Source organism: Marmoricola sp. Leaf446 (genome assembly GCF_001424755.1).
Classification (GTDB): domain Bacteria; phylum Actinomycetota; class Actinomycetes; order Propionibacteriales; family Nocardioidaceae; genus Marmoricola.
The window spans coordinates 63,264-82,088 of record NZ_LMRF01000005.1; the positions used below are offsets into that span (position 1 = coordinate 63,264).

Annotated in this window: 16 protein-coding genes; 4 read left to right on the forward strand and 12 right to left on the reverse strand. The window is 74.0% G+C overall.

The window, feature by feature from the left end; genetic code table 11:
- Positions 1-23: 23 nt before the first annotated feature.
- Genes ASG49_RS13045 through ASG49_RS13060 form a run of 4 tightly spaced genes read right to left on the reverse strand, consistent with a single transcriptional unit; the run spans position 24 to position 3,605 of the window.
- Positions 24-983: an NAD(P)-dependent oxidoreductase gene (locus tag ASG49_RS13045; RefSeq protein WP_056542583.1), complete on the reverse strand. Its 960-nt coding sequence runs from the start codon at positions 981-983 to the stop codon at positions 24-26.
- Positions 980-2,023 carry an ABC transporter substrate-binding protein gene (locus tag ASG49_RS13050; RefSeq protein ID WP_082534122.1) on the reverse strand — a complete coding sequence of 348 codons (1,044 nt, stop codon included), beginning with the start codon at positions 2,021-2,023 and terminating at the stop codon, positions 980-982. The genes ASG49_RS13045 and ASG49_RS13050 overlap by 4 nt, the downstream gene beginning before the upstream one ends.
- A complete protein-coding gene (locus ASG49_RS13055) occupies positions 2,020-2,850 on the reverse strand; it encodes an ABC transporter ATP-binding protein (protein ID WP_056542586.1) in 831 nt (276 codons plus the stop codon). The genes ASG49_RS13050 and ASG49_RS13055 overlap by 4 nt, the downstream gene beginning before the upstream one ends.
- On the reverse strand, positions 2,847-3,605 hold the full coding sequence (locus ASG49_RS13060; protein WP_056542588.1) for an ABC transporter permease: 759 nt from the start codon (positions 3,603-3,605) through the stop codon (positions 2,847-2,849). Before ASG49_RS13060 ends, ASG49_RS13055 begins: the two co-directional genes overlap by 4 nt.
- 68 nt (positions 3,606-3,673) lie before the next feature.
- Here ASG49_RS13060 and ASG49_RS13065 point away from each other — a divergent pair, with 68 nt between their 5' ends.
- The 4 genes from ASG49_RS13065 (at position 3,674) to ASG49_RS13080 (ending at position 8,588) form a co-directional block, all read left to right on the forward strand.
- Positions 3,674-5,113: a lactate racemase domain-containing protein gene (locus tag ASG49_RS13065; protein WP_056542590.1), complete on the forward strand. Its 1,440-nt coding sequence runs from the start codon at positions 3,674-3,676 to the stop codon at positions 5,111-5,113.
- A gap of 35 nt (positions 5,114-5,148) precedes the next feature.
- Positions 5,149-6,330 carry a pyridoxal phosphate-dependent aminotransferase gene (locus tag ASG49_RS13070; RefSeq protein ID WP_056542593.1) on the forward strand — a complete coding sequence of 394 codons (1,182 nt, stop codon included), beginning with the start codon at positions 5,149-5,151 and terminating at the stop codon, positions 6,328-6,330.
- A 128-nt stretch (positions 6,331-6,458) separates the two neighbouring features.
- Positions 6,459-7,088: a hypothetical protein gene (locus tag ASG49_RS13075; protein ID WP_056542598.1), complete on the forward strand. Its 630-nt coding sequence runs from the start codon at positions 6,459-6,461 to the stop codon at positions 7,086-7,088.
- Positions 7,089-7,163: 75 nt separating this feature from the next.
- On the forward strand, positions 7,164-8,588 hold the full coding sequence (locus ASG49_RS13080; RefSeq protein ID WP_056542601.1) for an alkaline phosphatase PhoX: 1,425 nt from the start codon (positions 7,164-7,166) through the stop codon (positions 8,586-8,588).
- Positions 8,589-8,716: 128 nt separating this feature from the next.
- On the opposite strand, the gene ASG49_RS13085 is transcribed toward ASG49_RS13080, so the two are convergent.
- From ASG49_RS13085 to ASG49_RS13120, 8 genes are all read right to left on the reverse strand, one after another.
- Complete coding sequence (locus ASG49_RS13085) at positions 8,717-9,475, reverse strand: enoyl-CoA hydratase family protein (protein WP_056542604.1); 759 nt, start codon at positions 9,473-9,475, stop codon at positions 8,717-8,719.
- A gap of 166 nt (positions 9,476-9,641) precedes the next feature.
- Complete coding sequence (locus ASG49_RS13090) at positions 9,642-10,802, reverse strand: acyl-CoA dehydrogenase family protein (protein WP_056542605.1); 1,161 nt, start codon at positions 10,800-10,802, stop codon at positions 9,642-9,644.
- Positions 10,799-12,862 (reverse strand): biotin carboxylase N-terminal domain-containing protein, encoded by a 2,064-nt coding sequence (locus tag ASG49_RS13095; RefSeq protein ID WP_056542607.1) that lies wholly within the window; start codon positions 12,860-12,862, stop codon positions 10,799-10,801. Before ASG49_RS13095 ends, ASG49_RS13090 begins: the two co-directional genes overlap by 4 nt.
- Positions 12,863-12,872: 10 nt before the next feature.
- Positions 12,873-14,459, reverse strand: a complete 1,587-nt coding sequence (locus tag ASG49_RS13100; RefSeq protein ID WP_056542609.1) for an acyl-CoA carboxylase subunit beta — start codon at positions 14,457-14,459, stop codon at positions 12,873-12,875.
- Positions 14,456-15,613: an acyl-CoA dehydrogenase family protein gene (locus ASG49_RS13105; protein ID WP_056542610.1), complete on the reverse strand. Its 1,158-nt coding sequence runs from the start codon at positions 15,611-15,613 to the stop codon at positions 14,456-14,458. Before ASG49_RS13105 ends, ASG49_RS13100 begins: the two co-directional genes overlap by 4 nt.
- Complete coding sequence (locus ASG49_RS13110) at positions 15,610-17,370, reverse strand: acyclic terpene utilization AtuA family protein (RefSeq protein WP_056542612.1); 1,761 nt, start codon at positions 17,368-17,370, stop codon at positions 15,610-15,612. The genes ASG49_RS13105 and ASG49_RS13110 overlap by 4 nt, the downstream gene beginning before the upstream one ends.
- Positions 17,367-18,182: a TIGR03084 family metal-binding protein gene (locus tag ASG49_RS13115; protein WP_235562067.1), complete on the reverse strand. Its 816-nt coding sequence runs from the start codon at positions 18,180-18,182 to the stop codon at positions 17,367-17,369. Before ASG49_RS13115 ends, ASG49_RS13110 begins: the two co-directional genes overlap by 4 nt.
- Positions 18,179-18,799: a TetR/AcrR family transcriptional regulator gene (locus ASG49_RS13120; RefSeq protein WP_369814229.1), complete on the reverse strand. Its 621-nt coding sequence runs from the start codon at positions 18,797-18,799 to the stop codon at positions 18,179-18,181. The genes ASG49_RS13115 and ASG49_RS13120 overlap by 4 nt, the downstream gene beginning before the upstream one ends.
- Between the last annotated feature and the right edge of the window lie 26 nt (positions 18,800-18,825).

The window sequence follows — 18,825 nt, forward strand, 5'->3', positions numbered from 1 at the left end:
AGGGCGGTCCCGGCGCGCCCGCGTCAGGTGCCCGTACGCCGGGCCGGCCGGCCGAGCCGCTCCTCGAGCACCTTGACGACGGCGACCGAGTCCTCGGCGCCGTGGCCCGCCTCGACCGCCTGCTCGTGCAGCGCCAGGGCGGCGGCACCGACCGGCAGCTCGACGCCGAGCGAGGCGGCGAGCCCGACAGCGAGCGCGTTGTCCTTGCGCACCAGGTCGAGCGCGAAGATCGGGTCGAAGTCGCCGGCCACGGCCCGGGGCGCGATCGAGCGGAACAGGCCGCTCACGCTGGCGGCGCCCGAGTCGACGACGGTGTCGACGAAGACACCGGGGTCGAGCCCGGCGGCGGTCGCGAGCACCAGCGCCTCGGCGGTGACGGCGTTGATGACGCTGAACATCAGGTTGTTGGCGACCTTGAGCGTCGCCCCCGCCCCCACGTCGCCGACGTGGACCACCCGGGCCGCCACCGGCGCGAGCACCCGGGCGACCTCGGGCTGCGCGGCGGCCGGGCCGCCCATCGGCACCGTCCAGCGGCCGACCATCTCGGGGCGGCCGAGCACCGGGGTGTCGAGGTAGGTCGCCCCGGCGGCGCGTGCCGTGGCGGCGATGCTCCGGGAGTCCTCGGGCCCGATCGTGCTGGTGTCGAGCAGCAGCAGCTCCGGGCCCGCACCGGCCACCTCCGCCACCTGGGCCACCACCTCCGACACCACCTGGGCCACCACCTGGGCCACCACCGCGGCCGACGGGAGCGAGAGCACGACGGCCCCGCACTCCCGGGCCAGGTGCTCCAGCGACGTGGCGAGCGCGACGCCCTCGCCGACCGCCCGGTCGCGGGCGCCGGGGTCGGCGTCCCAGGCGAGCACCGGACCGGCCGACCCGAGCGCGAGCGCCATCGGCCGGCCCATCGCGCCGAGACCGACGACCCCGACGACCCCGACAGGGAGCTCCCCGGCGGGGTCGTCGGCAGCAGGGACGTCGGTCACTGCTTGGCCTTGGCCGCCTCGATGAACAGCGAGGTGTCGAAGAACTCCTGCGGGTCGACGTACTCCGGCACGCCGCCGAGCTCGACGTAGGCCTTCTCGGCCTGGCCGACCCAGTCGAGGACGTCGCCGTCCTCGTAGGCCTCGAGCCACTCCTCGTTGGTGTAGTCCTCCTGGAAGCCCACCTGGTACTGCAGGTCAGAGAGCTCGGCCGCGTCCTGGTAGCCCGCCTCGTGGACCTTCTCCAGCGACGCCTCCGGGTCGGCGCGGAAGGCCTCGTTGACGTCGAGCCAGGCGCCGATCAGCTGCTTCACGGTGTCCTGGTTCTCGGCGTACCACTCGTTGTTGGCGATCCAGCCGTCACCGACGCCGGCGTCGGGGTAGCTGCCCGCGTCGTCGATCTCGCGGGCGTCGATGCCCGACTCCTTGACGCGCAGGTCGAAGGGGACCCAGAGCGCGATGGCGTCGACCTGGCCGCTGATGAAGGCCTGGACGGCGTCGGGCATCTTGGCGTTGACCACCTCGACGTCCTCGCGGGTGAGGTCGGCCTTCTGCAGGGCGCGGTGCAGGAAGATGTCGGCCGTCGTGCCCTCGGTCGTGATGACCTTCTTGCCCTTCAGGTCGGCCGCGCTCTCGATGCCGCTGTCGCCCTGCACCCACAGCCGCGCCGTGGCGGTCTCGCGGGAGTTGAGCATGAAGATCTTGCCCTGGCCCTGGGCCGGGAAGTTGGAGGTGACGCCGCCCATGATGGCGACGTCGACGCTGCCGCCGGTCAGCGCCTGCGCCAGCTCGACGCCGGTGTCGAACTGGGTGGTCTGCAGGTCCAGCCCGGCGTCGGCCCACTGGCCCTCGACCTGGCCGAGCCACAGCTTGTCGTCCACGGCGATGGTGTGCAGGTAGCCGACCTTGACCGGGGTCGCGCCCTCCTTGGGCTCCGCGGCCGCGTCGTCGCCGCCCCCGCCCTCGTCCAGCGCCCCGCACGCCGCCAGCAGCAGCGTGAGCAGGGCGGCCAGCAGCGTCCCGAGCAAACGTCGTGTCCTCATCGGTGTTCCTTCTCTCTGGGCTCTCGCCCCGGGCGGAGGGTCATGGACCTCATGACCTCTTCGAGGTGCTGCCGGAGCTCGACGAACTCCGGGGTGTGGCGTGACTGCGGGGTGCGCGGCCACGCGACGTCGACGTCGACGACCTCGTGGACCCGCGTGGGGCGGTTGGTGAGCACGACGATGCGGCGCGAGAGGAAGATCGCCTCCTCCACCGAGTGGGTGATGAGCATCGCCGCGCGCCGGTCCTGCCGGCTCGTGTCGTGGAGGAGCTCTTGCATGTACTCCCGGGTCTGCGCGTCCAGCGCCGCGAAGGGCTCGTCGAGCAGCATCACGTCGGGGTCCGTGGCGTAGGCCCGCGCCAGCGCGACCCGCTGCCGCATCCCGCCCGAGAGCGTCTTGGGCAGCGCCTTCTCGAACCCCTCCAGGCCCATCAGCCGGACGTAGCGCGCGACCACCTCGCGCACCTCGGCGGTCGGGCGGCGGTTGGCCCGCAGCGTCAGCCCGAAGGCGATGTTCTTCTCCACCGTCAGCCACGGGAAGATGGCGTACTGCTGGAACACCACCCCGCGCCGGGCGTCCAGGCCGCGCACCTCCTCGCCGTCGACGGCGACCGCGCCGGCGTCCGGGCGCAGGAAGCCCGCGGCGAGGTTGAGCAGCGTCGACTTGCCGCACCCGCTGGGGCCCAGCACGCTCACGAACTCGCCCGCGCCGACCGTGAAGCCGACGCCGTCGAGCACCTCCAGGCGCTGCCTGCCCCGGCCGAAGCCCAGGTGCACGTCGTCGAAGCGGATCCGCTCGCTCGTCGGGGCGCCGACCTGGTCGCTCATCGGGCCACCCGCTCCTGCCAGCGCACCGTGCGGGCCATGGCGAGCTGCACCAGCTTGTCCATCACCAGGGCGCTCAGGCCGATCAGGATGATGCCGGCGTAGACCTCGTCCTGGCGGAAGAAGTTCTGCGCGTCCTGCATCATCGCGCCGAGGCCGCGCTGGGCCGCCACGAGCTCGGCTGCGACCACGGTGGCCCAGCAGACGCCGAGCGCGACGCGGACCGCGACGAAGAGCTGCGGAACGGTCAGCGGCACCACCACCCGGCGGAACAGCTCGAGCTGGGTGGCACCCAGCGCCAGCCCGGCACGGACGTAGAGGTCGTCGACGGCGGCCACGCTCTCGTAGATCACGATCACGGCGGAGAAGAAGGCGGCGTAGGTCAGCACCGAGATCCGCGCCGTCTCACCGATGCCGAGGTAGACGATCACCAGGGGGATCAGGGCGAGCGGCGGCAGCGCCCGGAAGAAGCTGACGAGCGGGTTGAACATCGCGCGCACGACCGGGAACCACGCCAGCGCGAAGCCCACCGGGACGGCCGCCGTCGCCCCGAGGGCGACCCCGATGAGCACGCGCAGGACCGAGAGCCGGGTGTCGAGCAGCAGTCCGTCGGGCTCCACCAGGCCCCGGCCGACGACGCCCAGGACCGCGACCGGGCCGGGGGTCCGGTCGTCGAGCTCGCTCGCGAGCCACCAGGCCGCGAGGGCGAGGGCGATGCCCGCGAGCGGCAGCAGCACGCGTCGTACGGTGGCGGTCACCCGAGCTCCCCGAGTCGTCTAAGTCAATGGGTCCGGTGCACAATAAGCGGACCCACGAGAGGAAACGCATGCGACTCGCCCTGGAGCACGGCGACGGTCACGTCGAGGTCGAGCTGCCCGACGACACCACCGTCGTGTCGCCGTCGTACGCCGCGCGGGCCGGGCACCGCGAGCCCGAGCCGCTGCCCGACCCGGTCGCCGCCACCCGGGCCGCGCTCGCCGACCCGCTCGGCTCGGCGCCGCTGCGCGAGCTGGTGGGCCGCGGGAGCAGCGTGACCGTCGCCTTCCCCGACCGGGTCAAGGGCGGCGCCCACGACACCGCCCACCGCAAGGTGGCGCTGCCGCTGGTGCTCGACGAGCTCGAGGCCGGCGGCGTCGACCTGCGCGACGTGCGCCTGGTCTGCGCCATCGGGCTGCACCGCAAGAACCACCGCGACGAGATCGAGGGCTACCTCGGAGCAGAGACGCTCGCGCGGCTGCGGCCCGAGCAGGTCGTCAACCACGACGCCGAGGACCCCGACGGCATGGTCGACCTCGGGTCGTCCGCGCTCGGCGACCCCGTCCAGGTCAACCGCGCCGTCGTCGACTCCGACCTCACGGTGCTGGTCGGGCACGCGGCGGGCAACCCCTACGGCGGCTTCAGCGGCGGCTACAAGATGCCCGCCACCGGGCTCACCTCGTGGCGCTCGATCGCCTCCCACCACGCGCCGCGCTCGCTCTACCGCGACGACTTCGTGCCGGTCTCGGCGCGCAGCCGGTTCCGCGACCAGCTGCGGTCGATCGGCGAGGGCATCGAGGCCGCGATGCCGCAGCCGTTCTTCAGCATCGACGCCGTGCTCGACTCCGGCTCGCGCCAGCTCGGCGTCAGCGCCGGACGCATCCCCGACGTCGAGCAGGCCACCTGGCCGCTGGCCGGGCGGCGTACCGACCTGGAGGTGGTGGGCGAGCCCGCCGACGTCCTGGTCGTCGGGATCCCCCGGAACTTCCACTACGGCCCCGGCATGGGCAGCAACCCGATCCTGATGATGCAGGCGGTCGGCGCCTCGCTGGTGCGGGCCAAGCGGGCGCTGGTCGAGCGGCCGATCGTGATCGCGGCGGCGGTGTGCGACGGGTGGTTCAACGACGACGAGTTCCCGCCCTACCGCGCCGCCTTCGAGCTGCTGCAGACCTGCCAGCACCCGGCCGACATGGTCGACCACCAGGAGCTGCTGGCCACCGACCCGGTGTGGGTGGAGAAGTACCGCCACGGCTACGGCTACCACCCCTTCCACGCGTTCTCGATGGTCTACGTCGGCGGCATCGCCCGCGACCGGTCCAGCGCGGTCTACGTCGCCGGCGCGAAGCGGCCCGACCTCGCCCGTGCCATGGGCGCCCGCACCACGGCCACCGTCGAGGAGGCGCTGCGCGAGGCCACCGCCACCCTCGGCCGGGCGCCGCGGGTGCTGGCCGTCCCCGAGCTGTCCAAGCCGGCCTTCCACCTCGCCACCGCCGGGGGTCGCACGGCCTGAGCGGGCGCTCCCGCGCGGCTCCTACGATGGCTGCGATGACGCAGCTGCCGGACACCCGACTCCAGGTCGCCTCGCGGGCGAACGTGCCGCCCTTCCACGTGATGGACCTGCTGGCCGCCGCGCAGCGGCGCCAGCTCTCGCACGGCGACCTCGTCAACTGCGTGGCGGGGCAGCCCTCGACCGGCGCGCCGCGGGCGGTGCGCGAGGAGGCCAAGCGGCTGCTCGACGCCGAGGTGCTCGGCTACACCGTCTCGACCGGGATCCCCGGGCTGCGCCAGGCCGTGGCCGACCACCACCGCCGCACCAGCGGCATCGACGTCGACCTCGACGACGTGGTGATCACGACCGGGTCCTCGGGCGGCTTCCTGCTGGCGTTCCTGGCGTCCTTCGAGCCCGGCGACCGCGTCGTGATGGCCCGGCCCGGCTACGCCTGCTACCGCAACGTGCTGCGCGCGCTCGGGTGCGAGGTGGTCGAGGTCGAGTGCGGCCCGGAGACCCGCTTCCAGCCGACCGTCGAGCTGCTCGACGCCGTCGAGGGGCCCGTGGCCGGGCTGGTCATCGCCTCCCCGGCCAACCCGACCGGCACGATGATCGAGCCCGACGAGCTCGCCGCCGTCGCCCGGTGGTGCGAGGCGCGCGGCGTACGCCTGGTGAGCGACGAGATCTACCACGGCATCACCTACGACACCGGCGGCCCGACGACCAGCTCGGCCTGGGAGACCTCCCGGACGGGCGTGGTGTTCGGGTCGTTCAGCAAGTACTTCTCGATGACCGGCTGGCGGCTCGGCTGGATGCTCGTGCCCGAGGACCTGCGCCGCCCGGTCGAGGTGCTGACCGGCAACTTCACGATCTGTCCGCCGGCGCTCGGCCAGTACGCCGCCCTCGCGGCCTTCACCCCGGAGTCGTACGCCGAGCTCGACGGCCACGTCGCCCGCTACGCCACCAACCGCGCGCTGCTGCTCGACCGGCTCCCGCGGCTCGGCATCGACCGGCTGGCCCCCGCCGACGGGGCGTTCTACGTCTACGCCGACGTCTCCCACCTCACCGACGACTCCTACGCCTGGTGCCTGCGGCTGCTCGACCAGACCGGCGTGGCCACCGCGCCGGGCCTCGACTTCGACACCGTCCGGGGCCACGAGTTCGTCCGGCTGTCCTTCGCCGGCGGCACCGAGGAGATCGCCACCGGCCTCGACCGGCTGGCCGCCTGGCTCCCCTGACCCACCCGGAGCATCCACTGGGCCAGCCCGAGGTAGACCACTTCGTCATTTCCGCCCGGTTTGTGACGCCGCTGTCTAGCGTCGGGCGTCGTCCGACCTCCCCCCACTCGGACCTCGGGAGCTGTGCTGTGTCCACGTCTGGTCGTGTCCCCCTCGTCCGTCCGTCCGCCGTCGGCGCGCGGCTGGCCGCCCTCGTCGCGGCCCTGCTCGCCGCCTCGGTCGTCGCCCTCGCGCCGTCCGCCGCCCAGGCCGCGTCGAGCAGCGACGCCGACAGCCGGAGCGACGTCGTCGTGCAGGGCGGAGCCGCGCCGGGCCGTGTCGACGCCGGTCGCAGCAACGGCGACGTCACCTCCGTCCGCGTCGTCCACGGCCGCCGGGCCGTCAGCCTCGAGCTGCGCTTCGCCACGCTGCAGGCGACGGGGTCCTGGCACCGCCACTGGTTCCGGATGGTCACCGACGAGGGCGTGCGCCGCGAGCTCGCCGTCACCGCCGGCCCCGGCGCCTGGCAGGGCCGGGCGCAGCTGACCGGCGTCGACCGCAGCCCCGAGGGCTGCGTGCTGCGCAGCACCATCGGCTACGGCGCCGGCGCCACCGTCCGTGTCGTCGTCCCCCGCGCCTGCCTGAGCTCGCCCGCCTGGGTGCGGGTGGCGGCCGGCACCGTCACCGCCTCGGGCACCCGCGTGTGGGCCGACGACGCGCGCACCCGCGGGCAGCTCTGGGACGCCCCGGTCTTCGGCCCCCGGGTCCACCGCGGCTGACCCCGTCGAGGTGGCCCCCCGTGGACGCTGTCGGTGCCAGTGACTAACGTCACAGACCTACTCGGAGGAGGCACCATGACGGACACCCAGACCAGCGCCGCCGCGCTCAGCCGCCGCGCCCTGCTGCTCGGCACCGGCTCGGCCGGCCTGGCGATCGGGCTCTCGGGCCGCGCCGACGCGCTCTACACCGCGATGCCGGACGCCGGCCGCCGCGGTCCCCGCAAGGGCTACGGCCCGCTGGTGCGCGACCCCCGCGGCATCCTCGACCTGCCCCGCGGCTTCTCCTACCGGATCCTGTCCCGCGAGGGCCGGCCGATGCGCTCGGGCGGCGGCGCGGTCCCCAGCAACCACGACGGCATGGGCAGCTTCGCCAACCGCCGCGGCGGCGGCTTCCGGCTGGTGCGCAACCACGAGGTCTACCCCGACGCCGAGTTCCGGGTGCCGACCAGGGGCCTGGCGACGACGTACGACCCGGGCGCCGGCGGCGGCACGACCAACCTCGTGCTCGGCAGCGACCTCAAGCTGCGCGAGGAGTACGTCAGCCTCGGCGGCACGGCCATCAACTGCTCCGGCGGCATCACCCCGTGGGGCACCTGGCTGACCTGCGAGGAGACCGAGGACCGCACCGGCACCAACGGCTACACCAAGGACCACGGCTGGATCTTCGAGGTCGACCCCTACGACAACCGGCGCAACGCCGACCCCGTGCCGTTGACCGACATGGGCCGGTTCATGCACGAGGCCGTGGCCATCGACCCGAGCACCGGCATCGCCTACGAGACCGAGGACGCGTTCTCCGGTGCGCCGCTCGGCAGCTACTACCGCTTCCTGCCCCACAAGCCACGCGGCGGCTACGGCTCGCTGCGGGCCGGCGGCAGGCTCCAGGCGCTCCACGTGCCCGGGCTCGAGGACCTCAGCACCGTCCGCGAGGCCGGCACCACCTTCCGCGGGATCGAGTGGCTCGACGTGCCCGACCCGACCGCCGCGACGACCCCGACGCGCGCCCAGGCCTACAAGAAGCCGATCACCCGCGGGCAGAAGCTCGAGGGCGCGTGGTGGGGGCGGGCCGACAGCTCGTCCTACTTCGTCTCCAGCTTCGCCCGGCCCAAGGACGGCTCCGCGGCCAGCCACGACGGGCAGGTGTGGCGCTACGACACCCGTCGCAACACCCTGACGCTCGAGCTGATCTTCGTCGGCACCGAGGGCGACGACGTCTACGAGTGCCCCGACAACATCTGCGTCTCGCCGTACGGCGGGCTGATGATCTGCGAGGACTCCGACGGCCAGAACTACATGCTCGGCACCACCGCCGCGGGCGAGCCCTTCGTCTTCGCCCGCAACCGCCAGGCCACCACGCCCGGCAACACCGGCGAGCTGTCCGGCGTCTCGTTCTCCCCCGACGGCCGGGTGATGTTCTTCAACGTCTACGACCCCGGCACCACGTTCGCCGTCACCGGCCCCTGGCGCCGCCGGGGCGGCCGTCGTCGCGGCGGCCGCTGAGGGGGTGGGCGGGCGGCCGGCGGCGGACGGGGACGGCCGTCCGCATGTAACGCGGAGTTATTGATTCTGAACAAGGGGCGTACGCCGCACTCGGCAGCAACAGCACCGCACCAGATGGGGCGGCCGGGCTAGCCCTTGCGGCGCTCGAGGAACGCCGCCATCGCCTCCCGGGCGCCTTCCGATCCGAACAGCCGGGCGCTGAGGGTCGCCATCTCCTCGGCCTGGGAGTCGATGCGCCGCAGCAGGTCGCCGGCGAGCAGCGCCTTGGTCTCGCGCAGGCCCTGCGGGTGGGCCTGGCGCAGCTCCTCGCAGGCCTGCTCGACCTCCGTGTCGAGCTGGTCGGCGGGCACCGCGCGGGTCACCAACCCCATCGCGGCCGCCTCGGCGGCGTCGAAGGTGCGCCCGGTCAGGAAGGTGTCGGCGGCCGCCCGGCTGGTCAGCCGCGGCACGACGGTCAGCGAGATCACCGCCGGCGCCAGGCCCAGCCGGCTCTCGGTGAACGCGAACGTCACGTCGTCGCTGCACAACACCACGTCGCTGGCGGCCACGATGCCAAGCCCACCCGCGCGGACCGGACCGGCGAGCCGGGTCACGACCGGCTTGGGGTGCGCCACGATCGTGCGCTGCAGCGCGACCAGCGCCCGAGCGCCCTGCTGCATCCCGCCGGCGCCGGCCTCCTTGAGGTCGGCGCCGCTGCAGAAGACCCGGTCGGCCGAGCGCAGCAGCACGATCCGCGCCGCGTCGTCGTCCGCCGCCCGGTCGAGCGCGTCGAGCAGCTGGGTCACCAGCAGCGCCGAGAGCGCGTTGCGGTTGTGGGGCGAGTCCAGCGTGATGGTCGCGACGGCCTGCTGGACGTCGTACGTCACGAGGGTGGTGGTCTCGGTCATGCGGTCTCCTCGGGGCGGGTCTGTGGCTGCGCACGCGGCGTGCACCGCATCTGACGCGGCGCTGTTGCTGCCGAGTGCGGCGTGTGCGGCTTGTTCAGAATCAATAACTCCGCGTTACATGGGATCCGGCGGGCCGATCCGGCGGGCCGATCCGGCGAGCCGACGCTCAGTACGACTTCGGGAGGCCGAGGGAGTGCATGCCGACGTAGTTGAGGATCATCTCGCGGCTGACCGGGGCGATCCGGCCCGCGCGGGCGGCGACGAGGAGGCCGGCGACGCCGTACTCCTGGGTGATGCCGTTGCCGCCGTGGGCCTGGACGGCGCGGTCGGCCGCGTCGCAGGCGGCCTCGGCCGCGGCGTACTTGGCCATGTTGGCCGCCTCGCCCGCCTCGGAGTCGAGGCCGGCGTCGTAGAGGGCGGCGGCCTTCTGCGTCATCAGCCGGGCCAGCTCGATCTCGATCTTGGACTGCGCCAGCGGGTGGGCGAGGCCCTGGTGGGAGCCGATCGGGACGCCCCAGACCTCCCGCTCCTTGACGTACGCCGTGGCCTTGTCGAGGGCGAAGCGCGCGAGGCCGGTCGAGAACGACGCCGCCATGATGCGCTCGGGGTTGAGCCCGGCGAAGAGCTGCACCAGGCCGCCGTCCTCGTCGCCGACCACCGCGTCGGCGGGGAGCCGGACGTCGTCGAGGAAGACCTGGAACTGCCGCTCGGGGCTGACGATCTCCATCGGGATCGCCCGCGCCTCGAAGCCGGGCGCGTCGGTGGGCACCACGAACAGCACCGGCTTGACCCGGCCGCTGCCGTCGTCGGTCACCCGGGCCACGACGAGCACGTGGTCGGCCTCGTCGATGCCGGAGATCCAGACCTTGCGACCGTTGAGCACCCACTCGTCGCCGTCCTTGCGGCCGGTCGTGGTGATCTTGTGGGTGTTGGTGCCGGCGTCGGGCTCGGTGATGGCGAAGGCCATGGTGCCGGTGCCGTCGCAGATGCCGGGCAGCCACTTCTGCTTCTGGGCCTCGGTGCCGTAGCGACCGATGATCGTGCCGCAGATGGCGGGGCTGACGACCATGAGCAGCAGCGGGCAGCCCTGCGCGGCCAGCTCCTCGCAGACCGCAGCGGTGTCGCCGATGCCGCCGCCTCCGCCGCCGTACTCCTCGGGCAGGTTGGTGCCGAGGAACCCCTGCTTGCCGATCTCGAGCCACAGCTCGGTCGTCTTCTCGCCGGAGCGGGCCTTCTCGGTGAAGTACTCCCGGCCGTACGCCGACGCGAGCGACCTCACCGCCTTGCGCAGCTCCAGCCGCTCGTCGGACTCGGTGTAGGTGCTCATGCGGGTTCTCCTTCGTCGTGGTGGGTCGTGCCGTCATCGCTGGTCGAGCTCGTCGAGACCACCGCGAGCACGTCGCCCGCGGCCACCTGCTGGCCCGCGGCGACGAGGTCGGTGACGACGCCGTCGACGGGGGCCTTGATCGTGTGCTGCATCTTCATGGCCTCGAGGACCACGACGGGGTCGCCGGCGGCGACCTGCGCGCCCTCGGCGACCGGGACGCCCACCACGGTGCCGGGCATGGGCGCCAGCAGCGACCCCTCGGCGAGCACGTCGGCGGGGTCGACGAAGCGCGGGAGCGCGACGAGCGCCAGGTGGCCGGCCGCCGCGTCGACGTCGACCGCGTGGGGGACGAGGTCGCCGTGGAGCGTCACCTCGACCGGGTGGCTCACCCCGCCGTGCTCGACCACGACCTGCCACCGCTCCGGGCCGCCGGTGACCGACACCGCCCGGGCGCCGTGGACCTCGCCGTAGGTGTCGACGAACCGGTAGCCGCCCCGCCCGCCGAGCCAGCCCACGTCGACCCGCGTCCCGCGCACCTCCAGCGGCGTCACCTGCGGGGCCGAGACCACGTTGCGCCACCCCGACGGGATCCCGCGCTGCACCGGGCGCCGAGCGACGTCGCGCTCGGTCAGCGCCACCGCCGCCGCGAAGCAGAGCAGGCCCTGGTCGGTCGCGGTGCCGGGCAGCGCGTCGTCCTCGATGCTGGCGAACGCGTGGTCGTGCAGGAAGTCGGTGGACAGGTCTCCGGCCAGGAACGCCTCGTGGCCGAGCACCTCGACGAGCAGCTCCCGGTTGGTGCGTACGCCGTGCAGCCGGGCGCGGCGCAGCGCCCCGGCCAGCCGCCGGGCGGCCTGCTCGCGGGTCGGCGCCCAGGCGATCACCTTGGCCAGCATCGCGTCGTAGTGGGTGCCGACCTCGTTGCCGCTCTCGAAGCCGGAGTCGAGCCGGATCCCCGGGCCGGCGAGCGGCCCGAACGCGACGTCGACGTCGGGGACCTCGAAGCGACCGAGCCGGCCGCTCTGCGGCTGGTAGTCGGCCGACGGGTCCTCGGCGTACAGGCGGACCTCGATGGCGTGGCCGATCGGGTCGTGAGGCTGGGAGGGCGCTCCAGCGCCCGGTGGGACACACGACTCCCCCTCGGCGACCTGCAGCTGCAGCTCGACCAGGTCGACGCCGAAGACCGCCTCGGTCACGGGGTGCTCGACCTGGAGGCGGGTGTTCATCTCCAGGAAGGCGACCTTCTCGCCGGCCACCATGAACTCCACGGTGCCCGCGCCGACGTAGTCGATCGCGGCGGCCGCGTCGCGGGCGGCGTCGTGCAGCGTGCGGCGCACGTCGTCGGACAGGCCGGGGGCCGGCGACTCCTCGACCACCTTCTGGTGACGGCGCTGGACCGAGCAGTCGCGCTCGCCGAGCACCAGCACCTCGCCGCGGCCGTCGCCGACGACCTGCACCTCGACGTGACGGCCGTGCTCGAGATAGCTCTCGACGAAGACCGTGCCGTCACCGAAGGCCGACTCCGCCTCGGCGCGGGCACTCGTGACCGCGTCGGGGAGCGCGTCCAGGAGGCGCACGACCCGCATGCCGCGCCCGCCGCCACCGGCCGACGCCTTCACCAGCACCGGCAGGTCGGCCTCGGTGACGGCCGCGGGGTCGAGGTCGCGCAGCACCGGCACGCCGGCCGCCTTCATCAGCTTCTTGGCCTCGATCTTGGAGCCCATCGCCTCGATCGAGGCGGGGGCCGGACCGATCCAGGTGAGCCCGGCGTCGAGCACCGCCCGGGCGAAGCCGGCGTTCTCGGACAGGAAGCCGTAGCCGGGGTGGATCGCGTCGGCGCCGGTGCGGCGGGCGGCGTCGAGCACGAGGTCGGCCCGCAGGTAGGTGTCCGCGGGCGCGTCGCCGGGAAGTCGCACCGCGAGGTCGGCCTCGCGGACGAACGGCAGCCCCGCGTCGGCGTCGGAGTGGATCGCCACGGTCTCGATGCCCAGGCGCCGGCAGGTCGCGAAGACGCGGCGCGCGATCTCGCCGCGGTTGGCGACGAGCAGTCGGGTGATGGTCATGTCGTGTCCCCTACATCCGGAAGACGCCGAAGCGGCTGGTGCCCTCGACGGGGCGGTGGGAGGTGATCACGGACAGGCAGATGCCCAGCACCGTCCGGGTGTCGCGGGGGTCGATCACGCCGTCGTCGTAGAGCATCCCGGACAGGAAGTAGGGCAGGCTCTGCTCCTCGATCTGCGCCTCGACGAGCTCCTTGATGCCGGCGAAGCCGTCGGCGTCGAAGGCCTCGCCGCGGGACTCCGCCGACTGCCGGGCGACGATCTCCATCACGCCGGCGAGCTGCGCCGGCCCCATCACCGCCGACTTGGCGCTGGGCCAGGTGAACAGGAACCGCGGGTCGTAGGCGCGGCCGTTCATGCCGTAGTTCCCCGCGCCGTACGACGCCCCGAGGATCACCGTCAGGTGGGGCACCGTGCTGTTGCTGACGGCGTTGAGCATCTGGGCGCCGTGCTTGATGATGCCGCCCTGCTCGTACTCCGCGCCGACCATGTAGCCGGTGGTGTTGTGCAGGAACAGCAGCGGGCAGTCGACCTGGTTGGCGAGCTGGATGAACTGCGTCGCCTTCTGCGCCTCCTCGCTGAACAGCACGCCCTGGGCGTTGGCGAGGATGCCGACCTGACGGCCGTGGATCCGCGCCCACCCGGTCACCAGGGAGGGCCCGTAGAGCGGCTTGAACTCGTCGAGGACCTGGCCGTTGCCGGCCGAGACCCCGTCCGCCAGGTGCGCGATCACCTCGCGCGGGTCGAACGGCTCCTTGAGGTCGGTCGGGACCAGGTCGAGCAGGTCGTCGGGGTCCAGCGCCGGCTCGGCGTACGCCGGGGGCGCGGCCGGCCTCGACCGGTCGGCGTTGAGCCGCGCCACGATCCGCCGCCCGATCCGGATCGCGTCGTGCTCGTCCACCGCGAGGTAGTCCGCGAGCCCGGAGGTGCGGGCGTGCATCTCCGCGCCGCCCAGCGACTCGTCGTCGGACTCCTCGCCGGTGGCCATCTTGACCAGCGGCGGGCCGCCGAGGAACACCTTGGCCTGGCCCTTGACCATCACCGTGTAGTCGCTCATCCCGGGCACGTAGGCGCCGCCCGCGGTGGAGTTGCCGAAGACCAGCGCGATGGTGGGCTGCTTGCGGGCGCTGGAGCGGGTGAGGTCGCGGAAGACCTTGCCGCCGGGGATGAAGATCTCCTTCTGGGTGGGGAGGTCGGCGCCGCCGGACTCCACCAGCGAGATCGTCGGCAGGCCGTTCTCCTCGGCGACCTGCGCGGCCCGGAAGCCCTTCTTGACCGTCCACGGGTTGCTCGCCCCGCCCTTGACCGTCGGGTCGTTGGCGGTGATCAGGCACTCCACGCCCTCGACGACGCCGATGCCGGTCACCAGGCTCGCACCGACGGCGAAGTCGGAGCCCCAGCCCGCGAGCGGGCTGAGCTCGAGGAAGGCGCTGCCGGGGTCGACGAGCAGCTCGATCCGCTCACGGGGCAGGAGCTTGCCGCGGGCGTGGTGGCGGGCGACGTACTTCTCGCCGCCGCCGGCCACGGCCTTGGCCTGCTCGGCCCCGAGGTCGGCGACCTTGGCGAGCATCGAGTCGCGGCGGCTCACGTCGGCGCTCATCCGGCGTACCCCAGCAGTCGGGCGGTCAGGTCGGTCAGCACCTCGGTGGCTCCTCCTCCGATGGCCAGGATCCGGGAGTCGCGGTAGTGCCGCTCCACCTCGGTCCCGTGCATGTAGCCCGCACCGCCGTGCAGCTGCACGGCGCGGTCGACCACGTGGTCGCAGGCCTCGACGGCCGTCTGCTTCGCCAGGCACGCGTCGGCGACCACGTCCTCGCCGGCGACGTGGCGGGCGGCGACGTGGCGGGTGTAGACGCGGGCCGTCTCGACGAGCCGGTGCATCTCGACCAGCTGGTGCTGCACGACCTGGCGCGAGGCGAGCGGGCGGCCGAAGGTGTCGCGCTCCTGGGCGTACGCCGCCGCGAGGGCCAGCGACCGGGCCGCAATGCCGTAGGCGTGCACGGCCAGCGCGATCCGCTCGACGACGAACTGCTCGGCGATCTGGTAGAAGCCGCTGTCCTGCTCGCCGACCAGGTTCGCGACCGGGACCCGCACGTCGACGTAGGACAGCTCGGCGGTATCGGAGCAGTGCCAGCCCATCTTGGTCAGCGCCCGGTCGACGGTGAAGCCGGGCGTGCCCTTCTCGACCACCAGCAGGCTGATGCCGCCGTGGCCGGCGCCGCCGGTGCGCACGGCGGTCGTCACGAAGTCGGCCCGGACCCCGCTGGTGATGTAGGTCTTGGCGCCGTTGACGACGAAGTGGTCGCCGTCGCGGACCGCAGTCGTGCGGAGGCCGGCGACGTCGGAGCCGCCGCCGGGCTCGGTGACCGCCAGCGAGCCGATCTTCTCGCCGGCCAGCGTGGGCCGGACCCAGGCGTCGACCTGGTCGGGGGTGCCGTGGGCGGCGAGGTGGGGCAGCGCGATGCCGCCGGTGAACAGCCCGGCGGCCAGGCCGGACGAGCCGCCGGCGGCGAAGAACGCCTCCTGCAGCGCGACCGAGTCGAGCAGGTCGCCGCCCTGGCCGCCGACGGCCTCGGGGAAGCTCACGCCCAGCAGCCCGGCCTCGGCGGCGGTGAGGTGCAGCTCGCGGGGGATCTCACCGGCGTCCTCCCAGACCTGGAGGTGGGGGGTCACCTCCCGGCGTACGAACTCGGTCGTGGCGTCCTGCAGCGCGCGCTGCTCGGGGGTCCAGCCCCCGGGGGTCGGGCGGCTCACAGCAGCTCCTCGGGGATCTCGACGTGCCGGGAGCGGATCCACTCGCCGACGGCCTTGGCCTGGGGGTCGAACCGGGTGGACGCGGCCACGCCCTCGCCGAGCAGCCCCCGCAGCAGCACGTTGACGCCGTGCAGGTTGGGCAGCGGGTGCACCTCGACGTCGAGGTCGGCCGCCTCGGGCAGCAGCGTGCGCACCAGGTCGGGGGTGACCAGGTCGAGCAGCCATGCGGCCCGCTCGGCCTGCTTCTCGCCGCTCCTCACCCACAGCCCGACGTTGGCGTCGCCGCCCTTGTCGCCGGACCGGGCGTGCACGAAGGTGCCGAGCGGGACGCGGTGGGTGGGGCCGGCAGCGGGAGCGTCCCGGGTGGTCGAGGAAGGACGGAGTCCTGTCACGAGACCCCCCGCACCGGGTGCGTCCGCCACCACCCTTCGAGACGGTCGCTGCGCGACCTCCTCAGGGACCACCTCCACCGACCCGTCGGGCAGGTGGACGCTGTGGGTGACGGCCGCGCGGTCGACGTACGCCGCCCGGTAGACGCCGTAGGGCGAGGCGGGGCCGGGTGGGGCGGTCAGCGTGAAGCCGGGGTACGACGCGAGCGCGAGCTCGACGCCGGGCGCGGTGAACGCCTTGCCGACGACCTCCTGGTCGGGGTCGCGCACGGTGACGCGCAGCCGCAGCGAGGCGGCCTCCTCGGTGTCGGCGTCGGCGACCGGCGAGCCCGAGCGCGACCAGGTGACCGAGTCGGCGCGCAGCGAGGACTCGAGCTGGGCCCGGACCCAGGCCTCCTTCTCCTCGAGGTCGAGCCCGGTGAGCACCAGCTCGAGGGAGTTGCGCCACCCGCCGAGCGCGTTGACGCACACCTTGAGCCGCTCGGGCGGCGGCAGGCCGCGCACGCCGGCGATCCGGACCCGGTCGGGGCCCTCCTGGTCGAGGGCGACCGAGGCGAGGTCGACGGACACGTCGGGGCCGAGGTAGTGCGTCGACTGCACCTCGTAGAGCAGCTGCGCGGTCACGGTGTCGACGGTGACGGCCCCGCCGGTGCCGGCGTGCTTGGTCACCACGGCCGAGCCGTCGGCGGCGACCTCGGCGAGCGGGAAGCCGAGCGGGCGGGCGTCACGGGGCAGGTCCAGGAAGCCGGAGAAGTTGCCGCCGGTGGCCTGGGTGCCGCACTCGAGGACGTGGCCCGCCACCATCGCGCCCGCGAGCGCGTCGAGGTCGGCGGGGGTCCAGCCGTGGTGCCAGGCCGCGGGTCCCACCACCACCGAGGCGTCGGTGACCCGGCCGGTGACCACGACGTCGGCGCCGGCCGCCAGTGCCCGGGCGATGCCCCACCCGCCGAGGTAGGCGTTGGCGGTGAGGGCGTCGTCCCAGCCGTGGCTGGCGGCCTGCGGGGCCAGGTCGTCGCCGTCGACCCACGCGATCCGGGGCGAGAGGCCCTGGGCCTCGGCGACCTCGCGCAGCCGCGCGGCCAGTCCGGCGGGGTTGAGGCCGCCCGCGTTGCTGACGATCCGCACCCCGCGCTCCAGCGCGAGCCCGAGGCAGTCCTCGGCCTGGCGCACGAAGGTGCGGGCGTAGCCCAGGCCCGCGTCCCGCATCCGGTCCCGGCCCAGGATCAGCATCGTCAGCTCGGCCAGGTAGTCGCCGGTGACGACGTCGACCCCCTGCCCGTCCGAGCCGCCCTCCAGCACCTCGCGCATCGCCGAGAGCCGGTCGCCGTAGAACCCGCTGCAGTTCGCGATCCGCAGCACGCCGCTCATGGGTGGTCCTGCAGGCCGGTGTCGCCGGGCGGGCGCCCCGGTCCGGGCGGGCCGGCGAAGGCCTGGGCGAGGTCGAGCCAGCGGTCGGCGTCGGGCCCGACCGCGTGGAGGTCGAGGTCGTCGCGGTGGCGGCGCTGGGTGACCCGCAGGCAGAAGTCGTACGCCGACCCGGTGACCCGCTGCTCGGCGTCCTCGGCCCCCCAGGTCCAGGTCTCCCCCGACGGCGCGACCAGCTCGACGCGCACCTCGGCGGTGGGCGGCTCGAGCCCGTTCGCGGCATACGCGAAGCCGCGGGTGCGCACCCCGAGGTGGGCGACGTGACGGATCCGGTCGGTCGGGAGGGGGACGACACCCAGCGCGTCGGCGACGTCGAGCGCGTGGGCCCAGGTCTCCATGAACCGGGCGGTGGCCATCGAGGTCGGGCTCATCGGCGGGCCGAACCACGGCAGCTTCTGCCCGGCCGGCACGCCACGGAGCGCGGCGGCCAGCGCGTCCCGCCCCGCCCGCCACCGGGCGAGCAGCTCCTCGGCGGGAGAGCGACCACCGGCCAGCGCGACGGTGTCGACGAACCCCTCGGGATCCCCGATCGCGTCCATCACCACGGCGTCCCAGGCGGCCTTGTCCGTCGCGGCGGCCACCGCGACCTCGTCGGTCCAGGCGAGGTGGGCGACCTGGGTGGCGACGTCCCAGCCGGCGGCCGGGGTGGGGGTGCGCCAGCCGGCGTCGTCGAGCGGGGCGACCAGCTCCTCCAGAGCCGCCCCCTCGGCGGCGAGGTCGGCGAGCACCTGGTCGAGCACGTCCTGGCTGGTCACGGGGCCTCCGCTGCGGCGTCGGGGTCCAGTGCGGCGTCGAGGGTGCGCGCCCACCGGTCGAGGATCCGGCGGCGCCGGGCGGCGTCGTCGCTGATGGTGTCGGCCAGGCCGAGGCCGCGCACCAGGTCGAGCGTGGCCTGCACCAGCTCGCGGACCCCCGGGCGCGACTCGTCGGCGCCGAGGGCGTCGAGCGCGATCCGGTGGGCCTCGCGCCCGACCCGCTGCTCGAGCGGCCCGACGGCGGCGCGCAGCTCGGCGTCGGTGCGGGCCGCGACCCACAGCTCGAGCGCGGCGGCGAAGACCGGCGAGGTGAAGTGGTCGGCGAGCATCTCCAGCACCGCGCGCGTACGCCGCTCCCCCTCCGGGAGGCCGGCGGCGGCAACCCGCAGCTCCTGGCCCCGCACCTCGCTGAGGTGGGCGACGGCGGCCAGCACCAGGTCGCTCTTGCTCGGGAAGTGGTGCAGCTGGGCGCCCCGGCTGACCCCGGCCCGCTGCGAGACCAGCGTCGTCGAGGTGCCGCTCCAGCCGTGCTCGACCAGGCACTCCACGGTCGCCTCGAGCAGGCGCTGCCGCATCACGCGGCTCCGCTCGCCCTGGGGCACCCGCGTCGTGGTCACGCGGGGATCCTCGCCCGGCCACCAAC

What these genes read in the sequence shown, in the direction of transcription:
- ASG49_RS13055 (WP_056542586.1), bottom strand. Translation starts at nt 2,850, where the DNA reads ATGAGCGACCAGGTCGGCGCCCCGACGAGCGAGCGGATCCGCTTCGAC.
- ASG49_RS13110 (WP_056542612.1), bottom strand. Translation starts at nt 17,370, where the DNA reads ATGAGCGGCGTGCTGCGGATCGCGAACTGCAGCGGGTTCTACGGCGAC.
- ASG49_RS13085 (WP_056542604.1), bottom strand. Translation starts at nt 9,475, where the DNA reads ATGACCGAGACCACCACCCTCGTGACGTACGACGTCCAGCAGGCCGTC.
- ASG49_RS13095 (WP_056542607.1), bottom strand. Translation starts at nt 12,862, where the DNA reads ATGACCATCACCCGACTGCTCGTCGCCAACCGCGGCGAGATCGCGCGC.
- ASG49_RS13080 (WP_056542601.1), top strand. Translation starts at nt 7,164, where the DNA reads ATGACGGACACCCAGACCAGCGCCGCCGCGCTCAGCCGCCGCGCCCTG.
- ASG49_RS13070 (WP_056542593.1), top strand. Translation starts at nt 5,149, where the DNA reads ATGACGCAGCTGCCGGACACCCGACTCCAGGTCGCCTCGCGGGCGAAC.
- ASG49_RS13090 (WP_056542605.1), bottom strand. Translation starts at nt 10,802, where the DNA reads ATGAGCACCTACACCGAGTCCGACGAGCGGCTGGAGCTGCGCAAGGCG.
- ASG49_RS13050 (WP_082534122.1), bottom strand. Translation starts at nt 2,023, where the DNA reads ATGAGGACACGACGTTTGCTCGGGACGCTGCTGGCCGCCCTGCTCACG.
- ASG49_RS13100 (WP_056542609.1), bottom strand. Translation starts at nt 14,459, where the DNA reads ATGAGCGCCGACGTGAGCCGCCGCGACTCGATGCTCGCCAAGGTCGCC.
- ASG49_RS13065 (WP_056542590.1), top strand. Translation starts at nt 3,674, where the DNA reads ATGCGACTCGCCCTGGAGCACGGCGACGGTCACGTCGAGGTCGAGCTG.